The sequence below is a fragment of the Herbaspirillum rubrisubalbicans genome (assembly GCF_003719195.1).
Classification (GTDB): domain Bacteria; phylum Pseudomonadota; class Gammaproteobacteria; order Burkholderiales; family Burkholderiaceae_D; genus Herbaspirillum; species Herbaspirillum rubrisubalbicans.
The window spans coordinates 2791749-2809833 of sequence record NZ_CP024996.1; the positions used below are offsets into that span (position 1 = coordinate 2791749).

The following is an 18085-nucleotide window of genomic DNA, read 5'->3' on the forward strand; positions in this document are numbered from 1 at the left end:
ACCGACCATGAAACACATCAAACCGACCACACTGGGCCTGATGAAGAAGCCCTACCAGCTCAGGGGCCAGCACTATCTGGTCGTCAGTGCGCTCGGCTTCTTCAGGCTGGGCGTCGCCTATACCAGTGATGCTCAGGATCAGAATTTCCGGTTCCTGCCAGACAGCCAGCAATGGCAGAAACTGCTGCATGTCCTGCCCGCCGGTCAGGCGGTGGATGAGATCATGCCCAAGGCGCGCAGCGAGGTGCTGCTGACGGCCAGCGCCCATGCACCGCAAGGCAAGCCGGTGACGGAACTGACCGTCAGCTTGCAGCTGGAATCCTGGAGGAAACAATTGCGCGTCATCGGTGATCGTCGCTGGGTCAACAGTCTGTTGCCACTCTACCAGGTGTCCGAACCAGCCCCGTTCACGCAGATGCCGTTGAGCTGGGAACGCGCCTATGGCGGTCCCCGGCACACTGCCAACCCGCAAGGCCGCGGCTATACCGGCCATGCGATGTCGGCGCTGTTCGGGGTCAACAGAGGCGTGCTGCCCAATCTGGAAGATCCGCACGCGCCGGTTTTGTCCCCGGCCAAGGCCTATGCGCCGGCCGGCGTCGGACCGCTGCCGCTGCACTGGAGCCCTCGCCGCGAGCGGTTTGGCAGCTTCGACCAGCACTGGATCGAGCACGACGCGCCAGGCCTTGCCGCCGACACCGATCCACTCGCCTTCAACCGGGCACCAGCCGACCAATGGCTGCCGCAGCCCCTGGTCGGCGGCGAAGCGTATTGCCTGGAGCACCTGCACCCGCAGCACCCGCGCATCGCCGGCGTGCTGCCCGGTTTTGTGGCGCGCGGCTTCGTCCAGCGGCATGGTGGCGAGCTTGAGGAAGTAGCACTGCAGCCCGATACGGTGTGGTTCTTCCCGGAACAGGACATCGGCCTGTTGATCTATCACGGACAGATCGAGATCGACGATGCGGAAGCGCAGGACATCACGGCCGTCATGGTCGCCTATGAAGATGCGCAGGCGCCACGGTCGATGCAGCATTACCGGGACGTGTTCGCGTTGCGCTCTGACGCCGACACCGCGCCTCTGCACCTGTACAACGAGAGCCAGCTAGCGCCGCTGCCCGGTGACGCCGTGCTGGCTGGGCGCGAGGCGCAGCGGCAGGCCGAGGCGCTGGCGCGCCAGGCCAGGGTGGAGACGGCCACCGCCGGTATCCAGCAGGACCTATGTGAACGATACGACCTGCCCTTGCCGACGCCCGGGGTGCCAGCGGGACCCGTGGCAATGCAGACAGCTGATACCAGCGCCCGCCTCAGCGCCCAGGAAATCGCCGACGGTGACTTCGACCTTACCGGTGTGGTTGCGCAGGCCAGAGCGCGTGCCGACCAGGCGCGCACGCACGGGGAGCAGCAGATGGCCCGGCTGCAGCAGATGAAGGCCGAACTGCAGGCCACCTATGGTGAGCACGCCGGGACGGCCACAGAGCATAGGCTGGCAGGCGACACCGTCGCACAGAAGAATGCCGCCTTCGACCTGGCCTGCGTACCCGCCTACGACCTGCTGCCTGCCGACAGCCAGGCGCTTGCGCTGGCGCCGGCCGTTGACGCGATGCTGGCCAACCTGAAGCTGCCTGCGCCACAGGATCCGGCGGTCATCGCGTCGCTGCGTGAGAAATTCAGCCAGTCGCTGTTGCAGCTACCTGCCTTGCGCCGCCGTGGCCGGCATGCCGCGATGACACCGAGCGCGCCGGCACAGGCCCTGGCACCGGAAGTCGCCGCATGGCTGGGTCTGCAGATACGGCAATGGCATCAGGGCGGCGCCCTGCTGGCGGGTCGTGATCTGGCCGGCATTGATCTGCGCGAGGCCGATCTGCGTGGTGCGGATCTGCGCGAAGTCATGCTGGAACAGGCCGATCTGCGCGGTGCTTGTCTGGCCGGTGCCAATCTGGAGGGCGCCGTGCTGTGCGGTGCCATGCTCGACGGTGCCGATTTCACCGATGCCCGCCTGCATCACGCCAATCTGTGCGCTTCCAGCGCCGCGGGTACCTGCTTTGCCGGTGCCGACCTGCGCCAGGCGCGCGTCAGCCATGCCCGCTGGCAGGGCAGCACGCTGCGCGCAGCACGGCTCAATGACTGCCTGGCCCAGCACATCGACCTGACGTCCGCCTGCCTGGACCTGGCGGACTTGCGCGGCGCCAGCCTGCTGCAGGCGCAGGCGCCGCACAGTAGCTGGCAAGGTGCGTCACTGGACAAGACCGTATTGCTCAAGGCCGTGCTGGACCATGCCGATTTTTCCCGGGCGCAGCTACAGCGGGTCACCCTGCTCGATGCCAGCCTGGTCGGCAGCCGCTGGCAGGCCGCCAACCTGGTCAAGGTGGTCGCCGGCGGCACGGCAGACTGGTCTGGAGCCGATCTGCGCGATCTACGCGCCGCACAGTGCGGTTGGCATGGTGCCCGATTTTGCGGGGCCGATCTGTCGGACGCGCACTGTCTGCGCTGCACCTTCGATACCTGCGATTTCGATGCGGCGCGACTGCATCGGACCCTGCTGGCCAATTCACGCTTCATGAACGCCCGCTTCCACCGGGCCGATGCGATGCAAGCCGACTTTTACCAAGCCATGTGTCGCAAGACCGATTTCAGCGACGCCAATCTGCATCTGGCCAGCCTGATCCAGGCAGACCTGAGCGGGGCCGACCTGACCGGGGCGACACTGACGCAGACGCGCCTGGACGACCAGCGGAGGGCGGCATGAGCCACGACACGATCCATGCTGGGTTCTACAACGAGATCGACAAGGCCAGGCGTATGGCCCGACCAGTGCATCAGAGCAACTTCCAGGGCCTGCGGCTGTCCGGCCGCGATCTGCGTGGTCTCACCTTCAACCACGTCGATCTGCGCGGCAGTCGCCTGGTGCAGTGCGACCTGAGTGAGACGAGCTTCATCGACTGCGACCTCAGCAGTATCGATCTGAGCGGGAGCACGCTGTGCAAGACTGCGTTCATCCGCTGCCGGATGCCGCAGGCGGTGCTGCCAACGGCGTATCTGAAATGGCTGACGATGATCAAGTGCGACCTGCGTGGTAGCCGCTGGCAGCAGTCGCACTGGCACCTGTGCACCGTCAGCGAATGCGATTTCTCCGCCACAGACCTGCGCGACGCCCGGCTCGAACGCAGCAGTTTCCACCAGTGCCAGACCGATGGCGCAGACCTAAGCCGCGTCGTTTTGGAGCGCGCGTCCCTGCAAGGCATCGATTTCCAGGGCGTGACGATGACCGGCCTGCGCGCCCAGGGCAGCGTGCTGGCCAAGGCCGACCTGCGCGGCAAGGCGCTGTCCGGTATACAGCTGCAGCGCTGCATGTTCACCGACAGCCTGCTCGACGACACCGACCTGCAAGGTGCCGACCTGAGCCAGTCCAGTTTCATGGGAGCACGCCTGGTGCGCACCAATCTGCAAGGCGTGCTGGCCAGCCACGGCATGTTTGCCAAGGCGACGCTGCAGCAGGCCAACATGGCACAGGGCGACTTCCACAGTGCCATCTTCCATCAGGCCACGCTGCTGGATTGCAGGCTGAACGACGCCTGCTTCAGTAGCGCCGTGTTCAGCAAGAGCCGGCTGTCCGGTCTAAGTTTCGCGCGCAGCGATCTCCGTTACAGCCAGTTCGACCATGCGCGCGGCCGGGATCTGACGTTCGACCACGCCCGCCTCGATCACAGCAATTTCCATGATGCGCAGCTAGAACAATGCACCTTCGCGGGGGCAGACAGGAAAACCATGCGCTTGACCGACGACGCCCTGCTGGCGGCGCAGGCAAGAACACTCTCGACGGAGGAAACATGATGCACGCTATCGAATCAACGCAGGCCACCCCCGCTCCGCTCGGCCCCAACTGGTCCGAAGCGCAGGTGGTGCTGGAACTGAACGACGGCAACTATCTGCTCGATGACGGCCGGGTTGCGCAGCAGGCATTGTCCTGCCTGCTCAAGCCATGCGTCGGTGACAAGGCATTGATCACGGTCTGCCAGCACGGCGACATCTACATCCTGCACCTGCTGCAGCGCCAGCGCGGCACCAGCGCCTGCCTGAACCTGCCCGGCGTACAGCAGTTGACCATCACCCAGCCGCAGATCGGCATTGTGGCCACGGGCGACCTGGGCCTGGCGGCGCTGGGCGACGTGGAAGTCACGGCCAGTAGCGGCGTGCTGCGTCTGAACGCCCGCAACCTGTTCACCACCGTCAGTGAGAGCCTGGTGGAAAACGTGCAGCACTACATCGGCCGCGTCGGGCAATACCTGCTGGACGTCACGGACCTGTTCCGCGTGCATGGGCAGCAGACCAGCATCACAGCCGAGCAAGACGTCAAGATCGATGCCGAGCGCATCAGCCTGGGCTGAGCGCCCCCAATCACGAGGAGAGTGCAATGTTTGCCAACACCAGCCTGGGCGTCATGAACATGGCCGCGCCCGATGTCTGCAAGACGCCACCGCTGGCCGAACCGTTGCCGTATCCGAACATCGCGCTGTCGACCACGCATATTCCGACAGTGCCCAACGTGATCATCTGCGGCGGCTTCGCGGAAAACCTGCTGACCCCGGGCACCATCAGTAACGGCGATGAGCCTGGCGTGATGGGCGGCGTGGTGTCGCAGGTGTTCATCGGCCCGGATGCTTCCACCCTTGGCAGTTTCAAGGTGATGATGGGCGAAGCGTTTGCCTCGCACTTGACCGGCCTGACCGCGCAGAACGGCAAGGTGGCCAATGCCGTCGGCGCCACGCTGGTACCGGCCCAGACCTGCGTGGTGATCCTGAGTTGACCATGCAGATTCGAATCCGCCTCCGGCCCTCGCTGCCACGCTTGCAGACCCTGCTCCTGCTGGCCATGCTGTCCGGCTGCGCCAGTGCACCGCCTTCTACCGGCCTGCAGACCATCCTCATCTCGGCCACGGCCGGCGCCAACCAGAACAATGCCACGGCCATTGATCTGGTGTTCGTCTACAACATCAACGTCCTGCCTCTACTGCCCAAGACAGGACCTGCCTGGTTCGCTGGCAAGGACGCGCTGGTAGCTGGGCTGGCGACCTCGCTGGAGGTCGTGAGCCTGCAGATCCCGCCGATGCACCTGGTCAATATGCCCAAAGACCACGGCTTCCCGGCCGGCTATCGCAAGGCCATCGGTGTCTACGCCTATGCCAACTATGTCGCTGCTGCGGGCCAGCCGATGTTCAACCTGACGCCTTATGGCGCAGTCGGCATCACGCTCGCGCCGGATGCGGTCACGCTCACGGGCGCGCCGCCCAAGGGCTGGTTGGGCAATCTGATGAGCCTGTTCTAGGGCCGGCACGCCGATTGATGAACGACGACACGATGAACAAGGAATGAATGCGATGAACAGCGCCATGAACAGCTCTTCCCTTTCTGCACCGGCACCGTCCCGCTTGCCGGATGCTGTGCAATGGTCGGAAGGCATGTTGCTCGGACCCCAGCACATGCAACAGAACGATATCTACTGGCAGGAGCATCTGCGTCACCGGCTGGCGTGCATCGCGCCGCATTTCTGGGGTGTACGCCACCTGGCGGTACAACTGGTCAGGGACACCATTGTCGTCAGCGAACTGGAATGCGTGCTGCCCAATGGCGTGACGCTGTGCCACCCCGGGAATTTCATACGCCAGCCCGACCCGCTGCTGCAGCTCGACGTCAGCGCCTGCCGTGCCGGCGAGCCTCCCATGCGCCTGTGGCTGATGGTGCCGGAGCGCAGCCAGGCTGCAGCACGCCAGACCGACCCCGGGCGACGCTACGACTCGCAGGTCGGCCTGATGACCGCCGACGAGAATACCGGCGACGGCGATATCCCCGTGGGACGCCTGCAGCTACGCTACGAACTGGTGCTGAGCCGCACCAACCCGGCGCCCGGACAAGGCGCCTGCCCCTTGCTGGAGGTGACGCGGGATGCACAAGGACTGTTGCGCATCGACGATTACCTGCCGCCGATGACCTGCCTATCGGCCAGCAGCCACCTGGGCACGGCCGGTCTGCTCAGCCAGCTCAATGCCCGTCATGAACGCTGGTGGAGTCAGGCCCAGCAACTGGCCAGCGAAGCCAGTGGCTACGGCCTGGATGGCAAGCTCAACAGCGCCGGCCTGCGCAACCAGATGGTGGCGCGCCATCTGGGCGGTGCGCTGCCGTCGCTGTCGGCTCTGCTGCATGCGGCCAGCCACCCGGAGCGGCTGTACCAGTGCCTGGCCGAGGTGGTCGGGCATGTGGCCCAGTTTGCTACCTCGCCGCTGCCGCTGAAGATGTCGCCTTACCAGCATGACGACTGCCTGGCGCAGTTCCGGGCCGCACTGCGCTATATCGACGAAACCCTAGCGGCGGAAATGGACCGAGTGCAGCAGGATCGTCTGCGGGCGCCGCGCGCCGAGTACGAGGTCATTGCCTTCCAGGCGCAGGAGCACGGCGGCTTTAGCTGCAAGCTGCCGCCACAGATCGACAATGATCTGATCATCGAGATCAAGCCGCGGGATGGCCAGAGCAGCGCCGATGTCGGCCGCTGGCTGAAGCAGGCGGACATCGCAGGCATCAGCCTGATCCCGCAGCTGCAACGCCAGCGGGTACCGGGCGCCCGGGTGCGCCCGCTGGACACGGATGAAGTCACCCGCCAACAGTTGCCGGCGCTGGCCGATCTGTTCGTCGTCGAAAACCGGGTGGTCGATCTGGCCGACACGGGAAGAAGCAAGCTCTTCGCCGCCGAGCAGTCGCTGTTCATCCAGGGTCATGCCGGCCCGCATACACCTGCGGCCATCTTCCTGTATCAGAAAGTCAGCGAAGGCAGCGACACCGTCTGAGGTCACGATGAATCAAGCGCCAATCCCACAATGGACATCCACCGATGCGGCCCCGGCAGCATCGGGGTCCGTGCTATTGGCCAGCTTCACTGCGTTCTACGAAGAGCTGGCGGCCATCAGACGTTGCCAGCGCGCCGGCACGCTGGCCGCTTACCTGGCGCCGGACGGTGCCAGCCTGTCCGCGCCCGACTATGCCACCCGTACCGCGGCGCGCCTGCTACGGCTGATGCGCGAGCAATATCTGGCGTTCCGGCGCCAGGGTTCTGCCCAGCAGATCAAGATGCACAACACGACGCTCTACCTCATGGCGGCACTGGCCGATGAGGTGCTGCTGCTGGAATTGTCGTGGCCGGGAGCCGAGCACTGGTTTCCGGTGTTGCTGGAAAACCAGATGTTCAAGACCCGGCATTCGGGACAGATGTTCTTCGAACTGGCCGACAAGCTCATCGCTGGCGGCGACGAGGATCCGCTTCGCGCCGACCTGGCCAGCGTCTTTCTGCTGACGCTTCAACTCGGCTTCAAGGGCCAGCACCGCACGCCGGAAGGTGCGAAGGCGCTGGAACGCTACTGCCACGCCTTGTTCCGCATCGCCGATGGCGGCGCGCGTCGGCTGGAGCAGCCCGCCCCATCCCGCGATACCGATTGGCAGCACAGTGTGGCTGGCATCGCCCTGCCAGCACCGGGCTTCGTACAAGCCTATCAACACAATATTACCGATGGGCAGGACCTCCGGCTGGCGCCTGTGTCGCGCTGGCGGCGTGCCATGAAGTTGGCGCTGCTGGGCTACCTGATCCTGTCCACGCTGATCTGGATCGTGCTGCTCTACCCGCCCGATCACCTATGGAAGCCCTGACGCCTCATGCTGCTCTACATCGTTATCGCCTGTGCCGTACTGATCGCCCTGGTGCTGTCCATCCTGATCTGGCGCGCGCGCAAACCGGTCCGCAAGCCGCTGGGCGCATTCGTCGCACGCTGCAGGTGCCTCCTGGCGATGCTGTTGTGGCATCCGCTGGCCTATCTGACGACGCCGCGCGAATCCAGCTACCGGAGCACGTGGATCCTCGTGATCGGCCAGCAGGGTGCCGGCAAATCCAGCCTGCTGGCCTCGCTCGATCCAACCCAATGGCAGACGCCATCGGAACAGCAGCAGGCCCTGATCATCGACGGCAGCGACTGGCTGTTCCTGCCGCGCGGCGTGCTCATCGATCCGCCTGGACGCTGGTCCGCTGCCGAGGCCAACAGCCAGCCTGGTCTGGTGTGGAAAGGCTTCCTGGGCAAGCTTGACCTGTTGCGCCCGGAACGCCCGATCGACGCTGTCCTGCTGGTGGTCTCGGCGCGCAGCCTGCAGGCCGACAGCGGCGCCCAGCGCCTGACACTGGCCGAGTCGCTGCGGGCCCAGCTTGCACTGCTCGAACGCCAAGTCGAGTTCTCGCTGCCGGTCTATGTGGTCATCAGCGAGATGGATACGGTCAGCGGCTTCGCCGCATTCTGGCAGACCCAGTGCGCCGTGCAGCGCCGCGAAATGGTGGGCTGGTCTATGCCGCTGACGACAGGCTCGGAAGCCACCGAACAATGGGTCGACCACGCCTTCGACTACCTGTCAGGGCAGCTCAGGGATTTGCAGATCCAGGCTGCCGCCAAACATCATCATGCCGATCCGGCGCAGATCGACCAGTTCATGCTGTTCCCGCGCCACCTCCAGCAGTTGCGCGAGCCGGTGCGCGCCTGCATGGCGCAGGTGTTCCAGGCCTCGTCCTGGCAGACCGGCTGCTTCTGCCGTGGCCTGTACTTCACCGGCGCCCTGCCCGCTGAGGATGCGTCGGCAATCGCCGCTGGCGACGACCTGGCCCGCAACGACATCGCCTTTGTCGACGACCTAGTGATACGCAAGATCCTTGCCGAGCCGCGCCTGGCACGTCCTACCCGTCATGGCATCTGGTCGCGCAGCACCCTGCTGCGGCGCCTGCAACTGACCGGGGTGACGATGCTGGTCGTCCTGTTCGCGGCACTGGCTTGGGCCAGCGTCGAGCTGCAACGGCAGGAAGCTGCAGGCAACAGCGCACTGGTCGCCCTGCAGCAGCTTGCGCAACAAGCTGGCGATGGCAGCCAGGGCAGTGCCAGTTGTGCGCCTTCGGACGTCGTGGCACAGGCACTGGAACAGATCGGCCGCTATCCCGGTCATCCACGTTACTGGCCGATACCGGCCTCCTGGCTAGGCGACCGTGCCGGCAGCGACAACGCGCAGCGCCTCATCACCGGCGTGCTACAGAACCTGGTGCTGAGCGGCGTGGCCTGCCGGCTCGGGCAGCAGGCCCAGCTCCTTATGGCCGAACCGGCGCCGGTCGCACCGGCCACAGCGGGCAGCGGCGCCACACTGGCCTTCGAGACCACCCGCCGTGCTCTAGTCGCGCGCAGCGGCGCCATCCTGCGCTGGCAGCAGAACCAAGCGCGTTTCGACGACATCGCCATTACGCCCGCGGACCTGAAGCGGCACGATCTGCTAACACCGTTCATCGCCTTGTATAACGATGTCTACGGCGCCTCGCTGTCGGTGGCTAGCACCCGCAACAAGGCCGTGCTCCAGACGGCACTGCGGCGGGCGCAGTACACGACTGCGCTGAATCTGCCGGCACAGATGAAGGCGCAACTGGCCGGACAGCTGGACCGCGACAGCCAGCAACTGGCGCGCGAGATGCAACAGGAAGTGGGTGCCGGCGCTGACCTGCTGACGCAGCTAGAGCGGCCCGGTACGGCGCTACTGCCGGCTACGCGCCATTTCAGCCACTGGCTGGATTGGGTGGGCAGTGCCTGGTCGGGCTCCAGCGCGCAGGACAATCCTTGCACCAGCGTCGCCACGCAATTGCAGCGACAGGCAGACCAGCTACGCGCCTACGGCTATCCGGAGGCCGAACTGCGGAGCATGACCGGCCATTTCAGTACGTCGTCCTGCTACACCCCCAACCTGGCGACGCTGAGCGGTATGCAGATGGCTCCCTACGGCTCGCTGTTCACGCAGGACGCCAAGGGGCTGGCGCTCAATACGCAACTGCGGGCCGAGCAGGCCGGGCTCAAGGCGCTGCTCGCGCTGGACTTCATGCAGATCGAGGACACCCGTCCCTTCATCTGCCAGACCAAGGTTGCCGGATGGCGTGCCAGCGATATCGGCTTGTCCAACCGCTATGTGACGCAATACACCCAGTTCATCAGCGGCGCGCAGCCGTCTACGCCGGTCAGCGATAGTAACAATGGTGGCGCCAGCCAGCAGCCGCTGTACCAGCGGATCGCCCTGCGCCAGCTAGAAGCCGCGCTCAACAATAATCTCAGCCATGCACAGATCGCTGCCGGTCCGGCCGTCGTCGCAGTCGATGTCAGCGCCAGCGAGGATCAGGCGCTGGCCCGCGAAAGCAGCAATTTCGGCGCCTTGCTCGAACCCCTGTTAAGCTTGCTGCGCAGCTATCGCAGTCTGAATTTCGCGGCCAGCGCCACGCAACTCAACCAGTGCATCGGCAGCTACAGCAGCGACAGCCTGGCCCGCGTGCAGAACCTGAGCGACATCAGCCTGCTGTACGACGTCAGCAGCACCGACGCCGGCCCCATGTTCGACCTCGGTACCACGCCGGTGATCAAGGACTACCTGGCCCGTCAGGTAGCGCGTACCCAGGTGCTGGCCGGTTACGCCAGCGCCTTCCTGACCTACCTAAACAACAGCGGGGGCCAGAACAATGCCCGTAACGGCAATGCCCAGAGTGCGGCCTACTGGAGCAATACCATCAACGAGCTGAACCGTTATGTCCAGTTCAAGGAGCCGGCCGGCCAAGTGGCGCAGCTGGATCAGCTATTCCTCAAGCAGATGCCCGATCTCGACACCGGCAACTGCGCCGACATCCTGTCCACCTACAAGCCGGCCGATTATGGCAACGACCTGTTTTCCGCGCATCGGCTGAAGCTGGAAAGCCTGATCCAGGCCAATTGCCAGAGCGGCCGGGACGCTGATGCTTCGCAGGCCTATAGCAGGCTGGCGACCCGTTTCAATCGCGAGCTGGCGGGACGCTACCCCTTCGGTCCGCTTGGCAGTGCCGATGCCAGCCTGGTCACGGTGCGGCAGTTCTTCGCCGACTATATGGCACAAAGGGCCAGCCTGCGGGCATCGTTGCAGGGCCTGAGCGGGCCGTACTGGACCTCGGCGCAGCAATTCCTGAACCAGCTGGATGCTACCGGCAAGTTCTTCCAGGGCACGCTCAGCCTGACGCCGACACCGCCAGCCGCCGCCAAGACGACCTCCACGGCACCCGCCGACAGTGACAGCAATGCCGCGCTGGCCAGTACCCCGGTCAAGCTGGCCGTGCAATTCCACGCCCAGCCTGGTAACTCGTCGGGTGCCGAGCAACTGGTGAACTGGGCACTCAGTTCGGGCAGCAAGCAGGCCGCCTTCCCCAATCGTGGTACGACGCTGGACTGGGCCTACGGCCAGGCGCTGGTGCTCGATCTGACCTGGGCCAGCGGTTCGCAATGGCAACCTGCGCCGGACCTGCAGCAGACCGATCTGGACACCAGCGGCCTGGGGGCATCCTTCTCGGCCAGCGGTGACTGGGCGCTGTTGCGCCTGATCGAGAAACACCAGCCGGCCAATGGCTACGTCGCCAGCAGCAAGGAACCGAACAAGTTGATGCTGGAATTCCTTGTGCCGGTCACCAGCAATGGCAACGCGACAGGCAAGCTTGCCACCAGCACCGCGAAACTCTATGTGGGCCTGAACCTGAGTGGTACCGACCCCAAGACCCATGCCGCGGTCAGCCTAAAGCTACCGCAGGGATTCCCGCGTTCAGCGCCCTGACGCTTTCACCGAAAGGAAACAGCATGTCCGACTATCCCGAACTCGACGCGACCAGCGATGGCTACTTCCAGGCCCATCTCCACGTGAGTCTGGCCGACCTGCTAGCGCCTGTGGACAGCGAGCATCCCGCCGGCCAGTCGCTGCGCGGCGGCCCGGTCTACGGCGCCATCTCGCAGGCGCGCCGACAGGATGATGCCAGCCTGCCCATGGGCAGTTGGCAACATGAACTGAAGCGCGCCGACTGGCACAAGGTCGAATACCTGTGCGCGCAGGCACTGACGACCCAGAGCAAGGATCTGCAACTGGCGGCGTGGTTGCTGGAAGCGCAGATCAACCAGTCCGGCTTCGACGGTATCGGCCCCTGCCTGCATCTGATGCAGCGACTGTGCCAGGGCTTCTGGGATGGCCTGTACCCCAAGTCCGACCAAGATGAACTGGAACACCGTGCCAACATCTTCCAGTGGGTCAATGACAAGCTGCTGCCCCTCATGCGATTGGTGCCGCTGACGGCTACCGAGCAGCCGCGCCAGTACAACTGGGCCGACTGGGAGCTTGCTCGGCGCTACGAACAGGCCAAAGCGGCACAGGCCGCCGCGCAACCACAGGCGCAACGCCCGCCCGACAACTCGGACGTCGCCAGCGTGGCCCAGATCACTGCCGCCCTGGCGGATACAGCCACCGCTTTCCTGCAGGCGCGGAGGGCTGCACTGGACCTGTCGCTGGGCGCGCTGGAGGCGCTGACGCAGACCATCGACCCGCTGTTCGGCACAGAAGCCCCCGGTATGCAGGCGTTGCAGCTCAGCCTGCAACAGATCCGCGCCCTGTTCGCGGGCGAGCTGCAGCGGCGCGGCTTTGGTGCGATACCGCCCGCAACCGCGCCGGCTGCCTCCCCTGAGGGCAGCGCCGTCAGTGATCCACTTCATGGTGCACCGGTCACGTCCGGACAGCCGCATCCGCCTCCAGCCGCGGCTATCCGGGACCGGATGGAAGCCTATGCACGACTGGCCGAGACGGCGCAATTCCTAATGCAGCTAGAGCCGCACAGCCCTGTTCCCTATCTGGTCAAGCGCGCGACCGAATGGGGTCAAATGAACACGGTAGACCTGTATCAGGAGCTGTTCCTGCGCCTGGGCGGACAGTTGAACATCTTCGAGATGCTCGGCCTGAGTCAGGCCGAGTCGCCAGAAAAGCATTGAGCACGCGGTTCGCACTGGCACACCGGAGCAAGGAGCATACAGATGGTCACACAGCATCACTCTACCGCAGCACCCGACGCGGCCTGCCACGCTACGCCGACGGCGCACGTGCCTGCGCTGCGGCTGGCCACTTTGCCGAGCCTGTCAGGCCTGTACTGCCAGCCTGTGTCACCGGCATCCCGACCTGCGCCTCCACTGGTGCGGGCCTGGGTCGACGCCATCGTGCAATTCTGGTGTCTGCAACGGGAAGCCGGCGTCTTGGACCCGCGCGAACCCCTGCATATCATCGACCCCGCCCCGGCCAACGGCGCACTGGCGATGCAGGTGCTGCAGGCTCTGGACGATCTGTCGTCCTTCGGCCTGGGCGATTGGCGGGTCTGTTATGTCGCCTGTGCACCGCAGACCGGTGCGCTCGGCTGGCGCAACGATCATCCCTGGCTAGCACCCTTCTTCCAGCGCGGCAGCCTCGACCTCGGGCTGCTGCACGACAGAGGCGCCGGCCTGTCGCTGCAGCAGCGGGGCGTGACACTACTGCATCTCGCCAATCCGGTAGTGATATTGGGCTGGCAATGGTTCGGCAGTCTCGGCTGCGAGCTAGTCGGTGCCGACCAGGGCCAGCTATGGACGCCCGACATCATGGTCGATGACGGCGATGGTTCGCTCGACTATGCATGGCAGAAGGCCGATCCCGACGTCGCGCAGCAGCATCCCTATCCGCATCTGCTACAAGACTGCTTGGACAACATGGCTGGTGTGCCGGTCCCGATTCCGACCGCCGCCTGCGAGGAACTGGACCGGCTGACTGGCTTGTCGAGCAGGCGCTACCTGCTGCTGGCGACGGACCATGGCGTGGGCACGGCAAGGCAACTGCGCGCCCATCTGCCGACCTTGCCCCGCAGTTGGCCACCGGCACATGGCCGCTTGCCGGTCAACTATCACAGTCTGGCCCTGCACCAGCGCCGGTACGGGGCCAACACCTGGCAACACCAGCTCAGCGACGGCGGCATGGTGCTGCATCTGGCCTGTCGCCTGCCCGACAGCGTGCCGCTCGGGGCGCTGCTGGACGCGGTGGCGGCGCCACTGGCGGCAGCACATCCGGATCTTGCCGCACAACTGGTGGCGCTGGCAGGTACCAATCAGTCACTGACACAGACTGCCCTGCTGCACCTGCTGACCATATCCGGCCATGATCCCGCGGTCCTGCAGGCGGGCCTGAGCGCCGGAGTAGCACAAGATGCGGCACTGGACAGCAGCGGCGTGCCAAGCTGGCAAGCCGCGCTGCGCCAGACCTGGCACCACTATGTCCCGGACATCCTCGACGATGGTTTTACCCATGCGTTCGGTACGTTGGCCGCGAATCTGGGCGACTGGGCGCTGGCCCGGGCCTGTCTGCAGGACGGCATGCTGCTGCATGGCCCGAGCGTGCGCGGCCTGCATCAGCTAGCGCGGTGCCACGCCGCCACCGGCCAGCGCGAACGTGCCTTGCCCCTGCTGGATCTGGCTCTGGACATGGCTCCGGCGGCGGCGCCCGACGATGCGGACAGCCTGGCGCACTGCAGATCCTTGCGGGACCAACTGCCTCATCGGCAGCAGGCCATCCTTACCACCGCATGGTTCGACCAAGACATCGCCAGCGATGGTGAACTGACACTGGAGCCGCTCGGTCCCGAGCATGCCGACAGCCTGCTCCATCAATATCGCGATGCGCAGATCGGCGTCATGACGCGCCTGCCGGAACTGGACTCCGTGGCGGACGCCCGCGACTGGATCGCCAGACATACCAGCAGTGACGCACGCCAATGCTGCGCAGTCATCCACGACAGTTGGGGCTTCATCGGTGTGGTGAGCCTGCACCGTGGGGAGCAGGCGGGCTATTTCTATTTCTGGATCGGTTGCGACTTCCAGGATCGGGGATGGGGGCAGCAAGCGGCACGACTGTTCATTGCGCAGGCGGTCAGAAATGGCCTGACCGCACTGTTCACGGCTGCATATCGTGACAACCACCGTTCACGAAAAGCCCTGCAGCGATTGGGCTTCCGCCATATGGCATTGCGCGCAGCGGCACCGGACGACGATCTGCTGTTCTACCGGCTCCCACTGTCCGACGATGTCACCGCTTGCCGGGACGGTCAAGCTGAAGATGGCCATGACACTCAGCAATTCCGGCAATTGTGTGCATCGATTGATTACCGGATCGAGCTTGAAGATCAATCTGAAACATCGGTGCACGACTGATTTCTACCTTTCAACATCACGGGAGCCCTCATGAACAATGCATCTGCACATTCCTCCACTACCGACGACGAGCACGTGAGAAGCCATACCATACGGGGACGCGCCCCCGACGTCACCCAGGATGTACCGGCGGCCACCGGTAAGAACAAGCCCTCACTGCCGTTCGGCACTCCACAACTCAATCGCACCCGGGCCAACAGTCTGAGACGCCTAAATACGGAGGCATTGCAACAGCTCGCGGAGTCGACAGACGCACTGACAAAGTTCGGTGCACAGCGTGAACAAGACGTCCGAAAAGGACTTCTATTACAGAGTCAAGCCCAGTTTTCGTCCAGTTCCCAACCGCACATGGCCGCAAGGCATCCGGCCGGAATGCCAGAAGTCAACGCCTTGCGCTTCACTGCCAGCATGGCAGAAGAGGCGCAAACCGAGCTGCAACAGACTGATAAGTGGAAAAAACGCAAAATCGGTCAGGTCGGTATCGCCAATGTGAATGGGCACCTGGGATTTGGCATCTCCGGCAAGATCGAAGCCAACGACCTCATTGAGGCCGTACAGGCGCGCATGCTGGAGCTGCAGCAGGCCTACGATCAGATAGGTGGTTCTGCCAAGTGGAGCTCTCGCCTGGTTCCAGTGCAAGTACCAGAGGTCGCCTCGCCTTCTGCCGAAACCCTTTTCAAGGATATCTGTGCCGCTAAGCGCGCGTCGCTGACGGCTCATGTTGCCGCCGGCCTGATGAGCCCTGACGTGCAACCACAGCGATCCGATATTCCCTCGCCCGACATGTTATTGGAGGCGATGCAGACAGCCACCAGCGATCACGGCAAGAATATCGACAGCTTTTCCTCACCATTACCGGCCGGCCATATTGAACCCAATCCTCAGCCGTTCGAGACAACGATCAGTGGAAGAGCGAGAAGCCAAAGTCTGAGCAGCATGGCGAACTCCTGCCAATACTGCATGGCAGAACACGAGGTAGACATGGCGCGCCGAGACAAAGGTGGTCATTTCAAATGAGCCAAGCCGGCTGTGCTTCCCTGGACCGGACAGCTCTGTATGTAAATTGGATTGCGAAAAGGAGAATGAAGAAATGAACAGTGACGATCATCCACGCAGGAGCAACACAAGATTCGTTTCACCGATCGGCGAAGAACACATGCCTTTATCCCATCCGGCACATGCATCACAATCGGCGATGCTCGTGCATCAGGGCAGACGTGTCATTGTCGATGAAATAGAAGCGCACGACATCATGTCGCACGTCTACAGTCTTAACGCCAGCCAGATGGTCCAGGCAGCCCGCTCTCATCATGAGATGATGGCCGGCAACTCGCCGCAGGAGGAGCGGTCCGTGATCCGCGGTTTCGCAGATCTGATTTATCGCGCCGGCAACATGGATCCGAATACACGCATGCAATCCAGGCTCACCGATCTCACTAACAACGCGGATCTCAAGAACCGCGAATATACGGCGGGAGGCGGTTTCACCGCGTTTGAAAAGATGACGCCATTACCACCGACGAGAAAGAAACCGGAGGGCGATCTGATCCCAGGCCAGCGCAACATCGAGTTTCACCCACCCGGTGGCCTGCACAACCCAGGCAAATATACTAATCTCCACGGTTCCTATCTAAGACCAGCAACGCAGCCCAATCAGAAGAAGGCTCTGGAGCGCTCATTCAGTTCCGGGGCACTCACCCACTTCAAACACGAATAACATCCCGGTGAAAGACGTCCGGCGTTGCGCTCCGTCACAACGTCCCCAAGTCAGGCGACTGCAATGAAACCTGCTCCGGATCCCCCTCTTCACGACGCGACGCCGTTGCCGTCGGACGCCGGCCATCCAGCCGTTGCCTGACCTTTTCGTCGACCCGGTAGTACAGTGTGGTCTGGGTGCGCTGGTCCAGCGGCTCGTCGATGGTGGGCAGGCGCGGCGCACGGGGCGAAGCGGCATGGCCGCGCCAGTGTTGCGTGACATGCTCGCGGCGCGCCATCTCGTCTGTCGACGGCGATGCCGTGCCCAGCACCGGACGCGGGCTCTCGTCCGTCTTGATCAGGTCGACCCGATGCTGGTTGTTGCGCAGGCCGAGTACTAGCTTTACCGTCATTCTCCACTCCAGAAAGGACATGCATCACATGGCACGTATCTATCAGACCACCAGCATGGGCGACGCAACACTGCGCGTGGCTCTCGTGGCCGACCTCGGCATGGCCGACCTGCTCGTTTACCGCGTTGCGGACCAGGGCAGCGCACAAGGTGACGGGTTCTGGTACATCACGAAGGACCGGCATGAGGCGACCTCGCGTCTGGTCTTCACCAGCATAGGCATGGCGCAGGTCAAGGTCCATTTCGTTGACGACTGGGGCCGTGCCGGGTGGCAGAACGGCAGCCGGCAGGCCCTGCGCTATCACGGGAAGTTCTAGCCCGACATCGATTGCAGTTCAAGACTTGGCGGGCGGTGCCGGCAGCAGTAACACGGGCAGCGGCCCCGGCAGGCCCAGTTGCGCGGCGACGGCAGCATTGGCAGCGTTGACGTCGTCCAAGCTGCCGTAGGGGCCGACGGCGACCACCGTCCACAGGGTGCCACCTTGGTCTTGCACGTTCGCGATCTGTTGCGCGGGCAGCCGCGCGGCCTTGATGCTGCTGGCCAAGGTATCGGCCTCGCCCGCTACCAGGAACTGGCCGGCCTGCAATCCGTAGGTACTGCCTGCAGGTGGCACAATCGGGATCAACAGGCTGGACGCCGCCAGCGGCGTGGCTTTGCTGGCACCGACAGCAACCGCTGGCGGGGCCAGATGGGCGGGGGCGCCCTTGGCAACGCCCGCCTCCAGTTTCTGTTCAGTCTTGCGCCATGGCAGCGCCGCCATCACCTGCTCGGCCGCCTGATTCAGGCCCTGCCCGATACCTGCCGGCGCCAGCGTGCCGGCAATGAACATCAAGGAGCCGAACAGCACAACCAGCAAAATGAAGCCCAGCTTGGCCATCAC

Annotated in this window: 15 protein-coding genes; 13 read left to right on the top strand and 2 right to left on the bottom strand. The window is 64.2% G+C overall.

What is annotated here, in order from left to right; genetic code table 11:
• The first annotated feature begins 7 nt into the window (after nt 1–7).
• The 12 genes from RC54_RS12440 (at nt 8) to RC54_RS12495 (ending at nt 16814) form a co-directional block, all read left to right on the top strand.
• Complete coding sequence (locus RC54_RS12440; RefSeq protein WP_061789599.1) at nt 8–2743, top strand: DUF2169 family type VI secretion system accessory protein; 2736 nt, start codon at nt 8–10, stop codon at nt 2741–2743.
• Nucleotides 2740–3828 (top strand): pentapeptide repeat-containing protein, encoded by a 1089-nt coding sequence (locus RC54_RS12445; RefSeq protein WP_061789598.1) that lies wholly within the window; start codon nt 2740–2742, stop codon nt 3826–3828. Before RC54_RS12440 ends, RC54_RS12445 begins: the two co-directional genes overlap by 4 nt.
• The gene (locus RC54_RS12450; RefSeq protein WP_231739088.1) at nt 3825–4382 is read left to right on the top strand and encodes a DUF3540 domain-containing protein; all 558 of its coding nucleotides are present in this window, start codon (nt 3825–3827) and stop codon (nt 4380–4382) included. Before RC54_RS12445 ends, RC54_RS12450 begins: the two co-directional genes overlap by 4 nt.
• A 26-nt stretch (nt 4383–4408) precedes the next feature.
• Complete coding sequence (locus RC54_RS12455) at nt 4409–4801, top strand: DUF4150 domain-containing protein (protein ID WP_058895506.1); 393 nt, start codon at nt 4409–4411, stop codon at nt 4799–4801.
• A gap of 2 nt (nt 4802–4803) precedes the next feature.
• Entirely contained in the window at nt 4804–5319 is a 516-nt protein-coding gene (locus tag RC54_RS12460) for a hypothetical protein (protein WP_058895507.1), read from the top strand.
• A 64-nt stretch (nt 5320–5383) separates the two neighbouring features.
• Entirely contained in the window at nt 5384–6832 is a 1449-nt protein-coding gene (gene tssK, locus RC54_RS12465; protein WP_061789636.1) for a type VI secretion system baseplate subunit TssK, read from the top strand.
• A 7-nt stretch (nt 6833–6839) separates the two neighbouring features.
• Nucleotides 6840–7685: a DotU family type IV/VI secretion system protein gene (locus RC54_RS12470; protein ID WP_164471213.1), complete on the top strand. Its 846-nt coding sequence runs from the start codon at nt 6840–6842 to the stop codon at nt 7683–7685.
• Nucleotides 7686–7691: 6 nt separating this feature from the next.
• Entirely contained in the window at nt 7692–11666 is a 3975-nt protein-coding gene (locus tag RC54_RS12475; protein WP_061789596.1) for a type VI secretion system protein, read from the top strand.
• A 23-nt stretch (nt 11667–11689) separates the two neighbouring features.
• Nucleotides 11690–12862 (top strand): type VI secretion system protein TssA, encoded by a 1173-nt coding sequence (gene tssA / locus RC54_RS12480; protein WP_061789595.1) that lies wholly within the window; start codon nt 11690–11692, stop codon nt 12860–12862.
• Nucleotides 12863–12904: 42 nt separating this feature from the next.
• A complete protein-coding gene (locus RC54_RS12485) occupies nt 12905–15097 on the top strand; it encodes a GNAT family N-acetyltransferase (protein ID WP_082803100.1) in 2193 nt (730 codons plus the stop codon).
• Nucleotides 15098–15127: 30 nt separating this feature from the next.
• On the top strand, nt 15128–16114 hold the full coding sequence (locus RC54_RS12490; RefSeq protein ID WP_123020448.1) for a hypothetical protein: 987 nt from the start codon (nt 15128–15130) through the stop codon (nt 16112–16114).
• Nucleotides 16115–16187: 73 nt separating this feature from the next.
• On the top strand, nt 16188–16814 hold the full coding sequence (locus RC54_RS12495; protein WP_156425834.1) for a hypothetical protein: 627 nt from the start codon (nt 16188–16190) through the stop codon (nt 16812–16814).
• A gap of 34 nt (nt 16815–16848) precedes the next feature.
• On the opposite strand, the gene RC54_RS12500 is transcribed toward RC54_RS12495, so the two are convergent.
• Nucleotides 16849–17205, bottom strand: coding sequence for a hypothetical protein (locus tag RC54_RS12500; protein ID WP_058895514.1), 357 nt, complete (start codon nt 17203–17205; stop codon nt 16849–16851).
• Nucleotides 17206–17233: 28 nt separating this feature from the next.
• On the opposite strand from RC54_RS12500, the gene RC54_RS12505 reads away from it, so the two are divergent.
• Nucleotides 17234–17521: a 7(1) septoil knot domain-containing protein gene (locus RC54_RS12505; RefSeq protein ID WP_058895515.1), complete on the top strand. Its 288-nt coding sequence runs from the start codon at nt 17234–17236 to the stop codon at nt 17519–17521.
• Nucleotides 17522–17539: 18 nt separating this feature from the next.
• Here the strand turns inward: RC54_RS12505 and RC54_RS12510 are convergent, their stop codons facing one another.
• A complete protein-coding gene (locus RC54_RS12510) occupies nt 17540–18082 on the bottom strand; it encodes an SPOR domain-containing protein (protein WP_061789593.1) in 543 nt (180 codons plus the stop codon).
• Nucleotides 18083–18085: the final 3 nt, after the last annotated feature.

What these genes read in the sequence shown, in the direction of transcription:
- RC54_RS12440 (WP_061789599.1), top strand. Translation starts at nt 8, where the DNA reads ATGAAACACATCAAACCGACCACACTGGGCCTGATGAAGAAGCCCTAC.
- RC54_RS12445 (WP_061789598.1), top strand. Translation starts at nt 2,740, where the DNA reads ATGAGCCACGACACGATCCATGCTGGGTTCTACAACGAGATCGACAAG.
- RC54_RS12450 (WP_231739088.1), top strand. Translation starts at nt 3,825, where the DNA reads ATGATGCACGCTATCGAATCAACGCAGGCCACCCCCGCTCCGCTCGGC.
- RC54_RS12455 (WP_058895506.1), top strand. Translation starts at nt 4,409, where the DNA reads ATGTTTGCCAACACCAGCCTGGGCGTCATGAACATGGCCGCGCCCGAT.
- RC54_RS12460 (WP_058895507.1), top strand. Translation starts at nt 4,804, where the DNA reads ATGCAGATTCGAATCCGCCTCCGGCCCTCGCTGCCACGCTTGCAGACC.
- tssK (WP_061789636.1), top strand. Translation starts at nt 5,384, where the DNA reads ATGAACAGCTCTTCCCTTTCTGCACCGGCACCGTCCCGCTTGCCGGAT.
- RC54_RS12470 (WP_164471213.1), top strand. Translation starts at nt 6,840, where the DNA reads ATGAATCAAGCGCCAATCCCACAATGGACATCCACCGATGCGGCCCCG.
- RC54_RS12475 (WP_061789596.1), top strand. Translation starts at nt 7,692, where the DNA reads ATGCTGCTCTACATCGTTATCGCCTGTGCCGTACTGATCGCCCTGGTG.
- tssA (WP_061789595.1), top strand. Translation starts at nt 11,690, where the DNA reads ATGTCCGACTATCCCGAACTCGACGCGACCAGCGATGGCTACTTCCAG.
- RC54_RS12485 (WP_082803100.1), top strand. Translation starts at nt 12,905, where the DNA reads ATGGTCACACAGCATCACTCTACCGCAGCACCCGACGCGGCCTGCCAC.
- RC54_RS12490 (WP_123020448.1), top strand. Translation starts at nt 15,128, where the DNA reads ATGAACAATGCATCTGCACATTCCTCCACTACCGACGACGAGCACGTG.
- RC54_RS12495 (WP_156425834.1), top strand. Translation starts at nt 16,188, where the DNA reads ATGAACAGTGACGATCATCCACGCAGGAGCAACACAAGATTCGTTTCA.
- RC54_RS12500 (WP_058895514.1), bottom strand. Translation starts at nt 17,205, where the DNA reads ATGACGGTAAAGCTAGTACTCGGCCTGCGCAACAACCAGCATCGGGTC.
- RC54_RS12505 (WP_058895515.1), top strand. Translation starts at nt 17,234, where the DNA reads ATGGCACGTATCTATCAGACCACCAGCATGGGCGACGCAACACTGCGC.
- RC54_RS12510 (WP_061789593.1), bottom strand. Translation starts at nt 18,082, where the DNA reads ATGGCCAAGCTGGGCTTCATTTTGCTGGTTGTGCTGTTCGGCTCCTTG.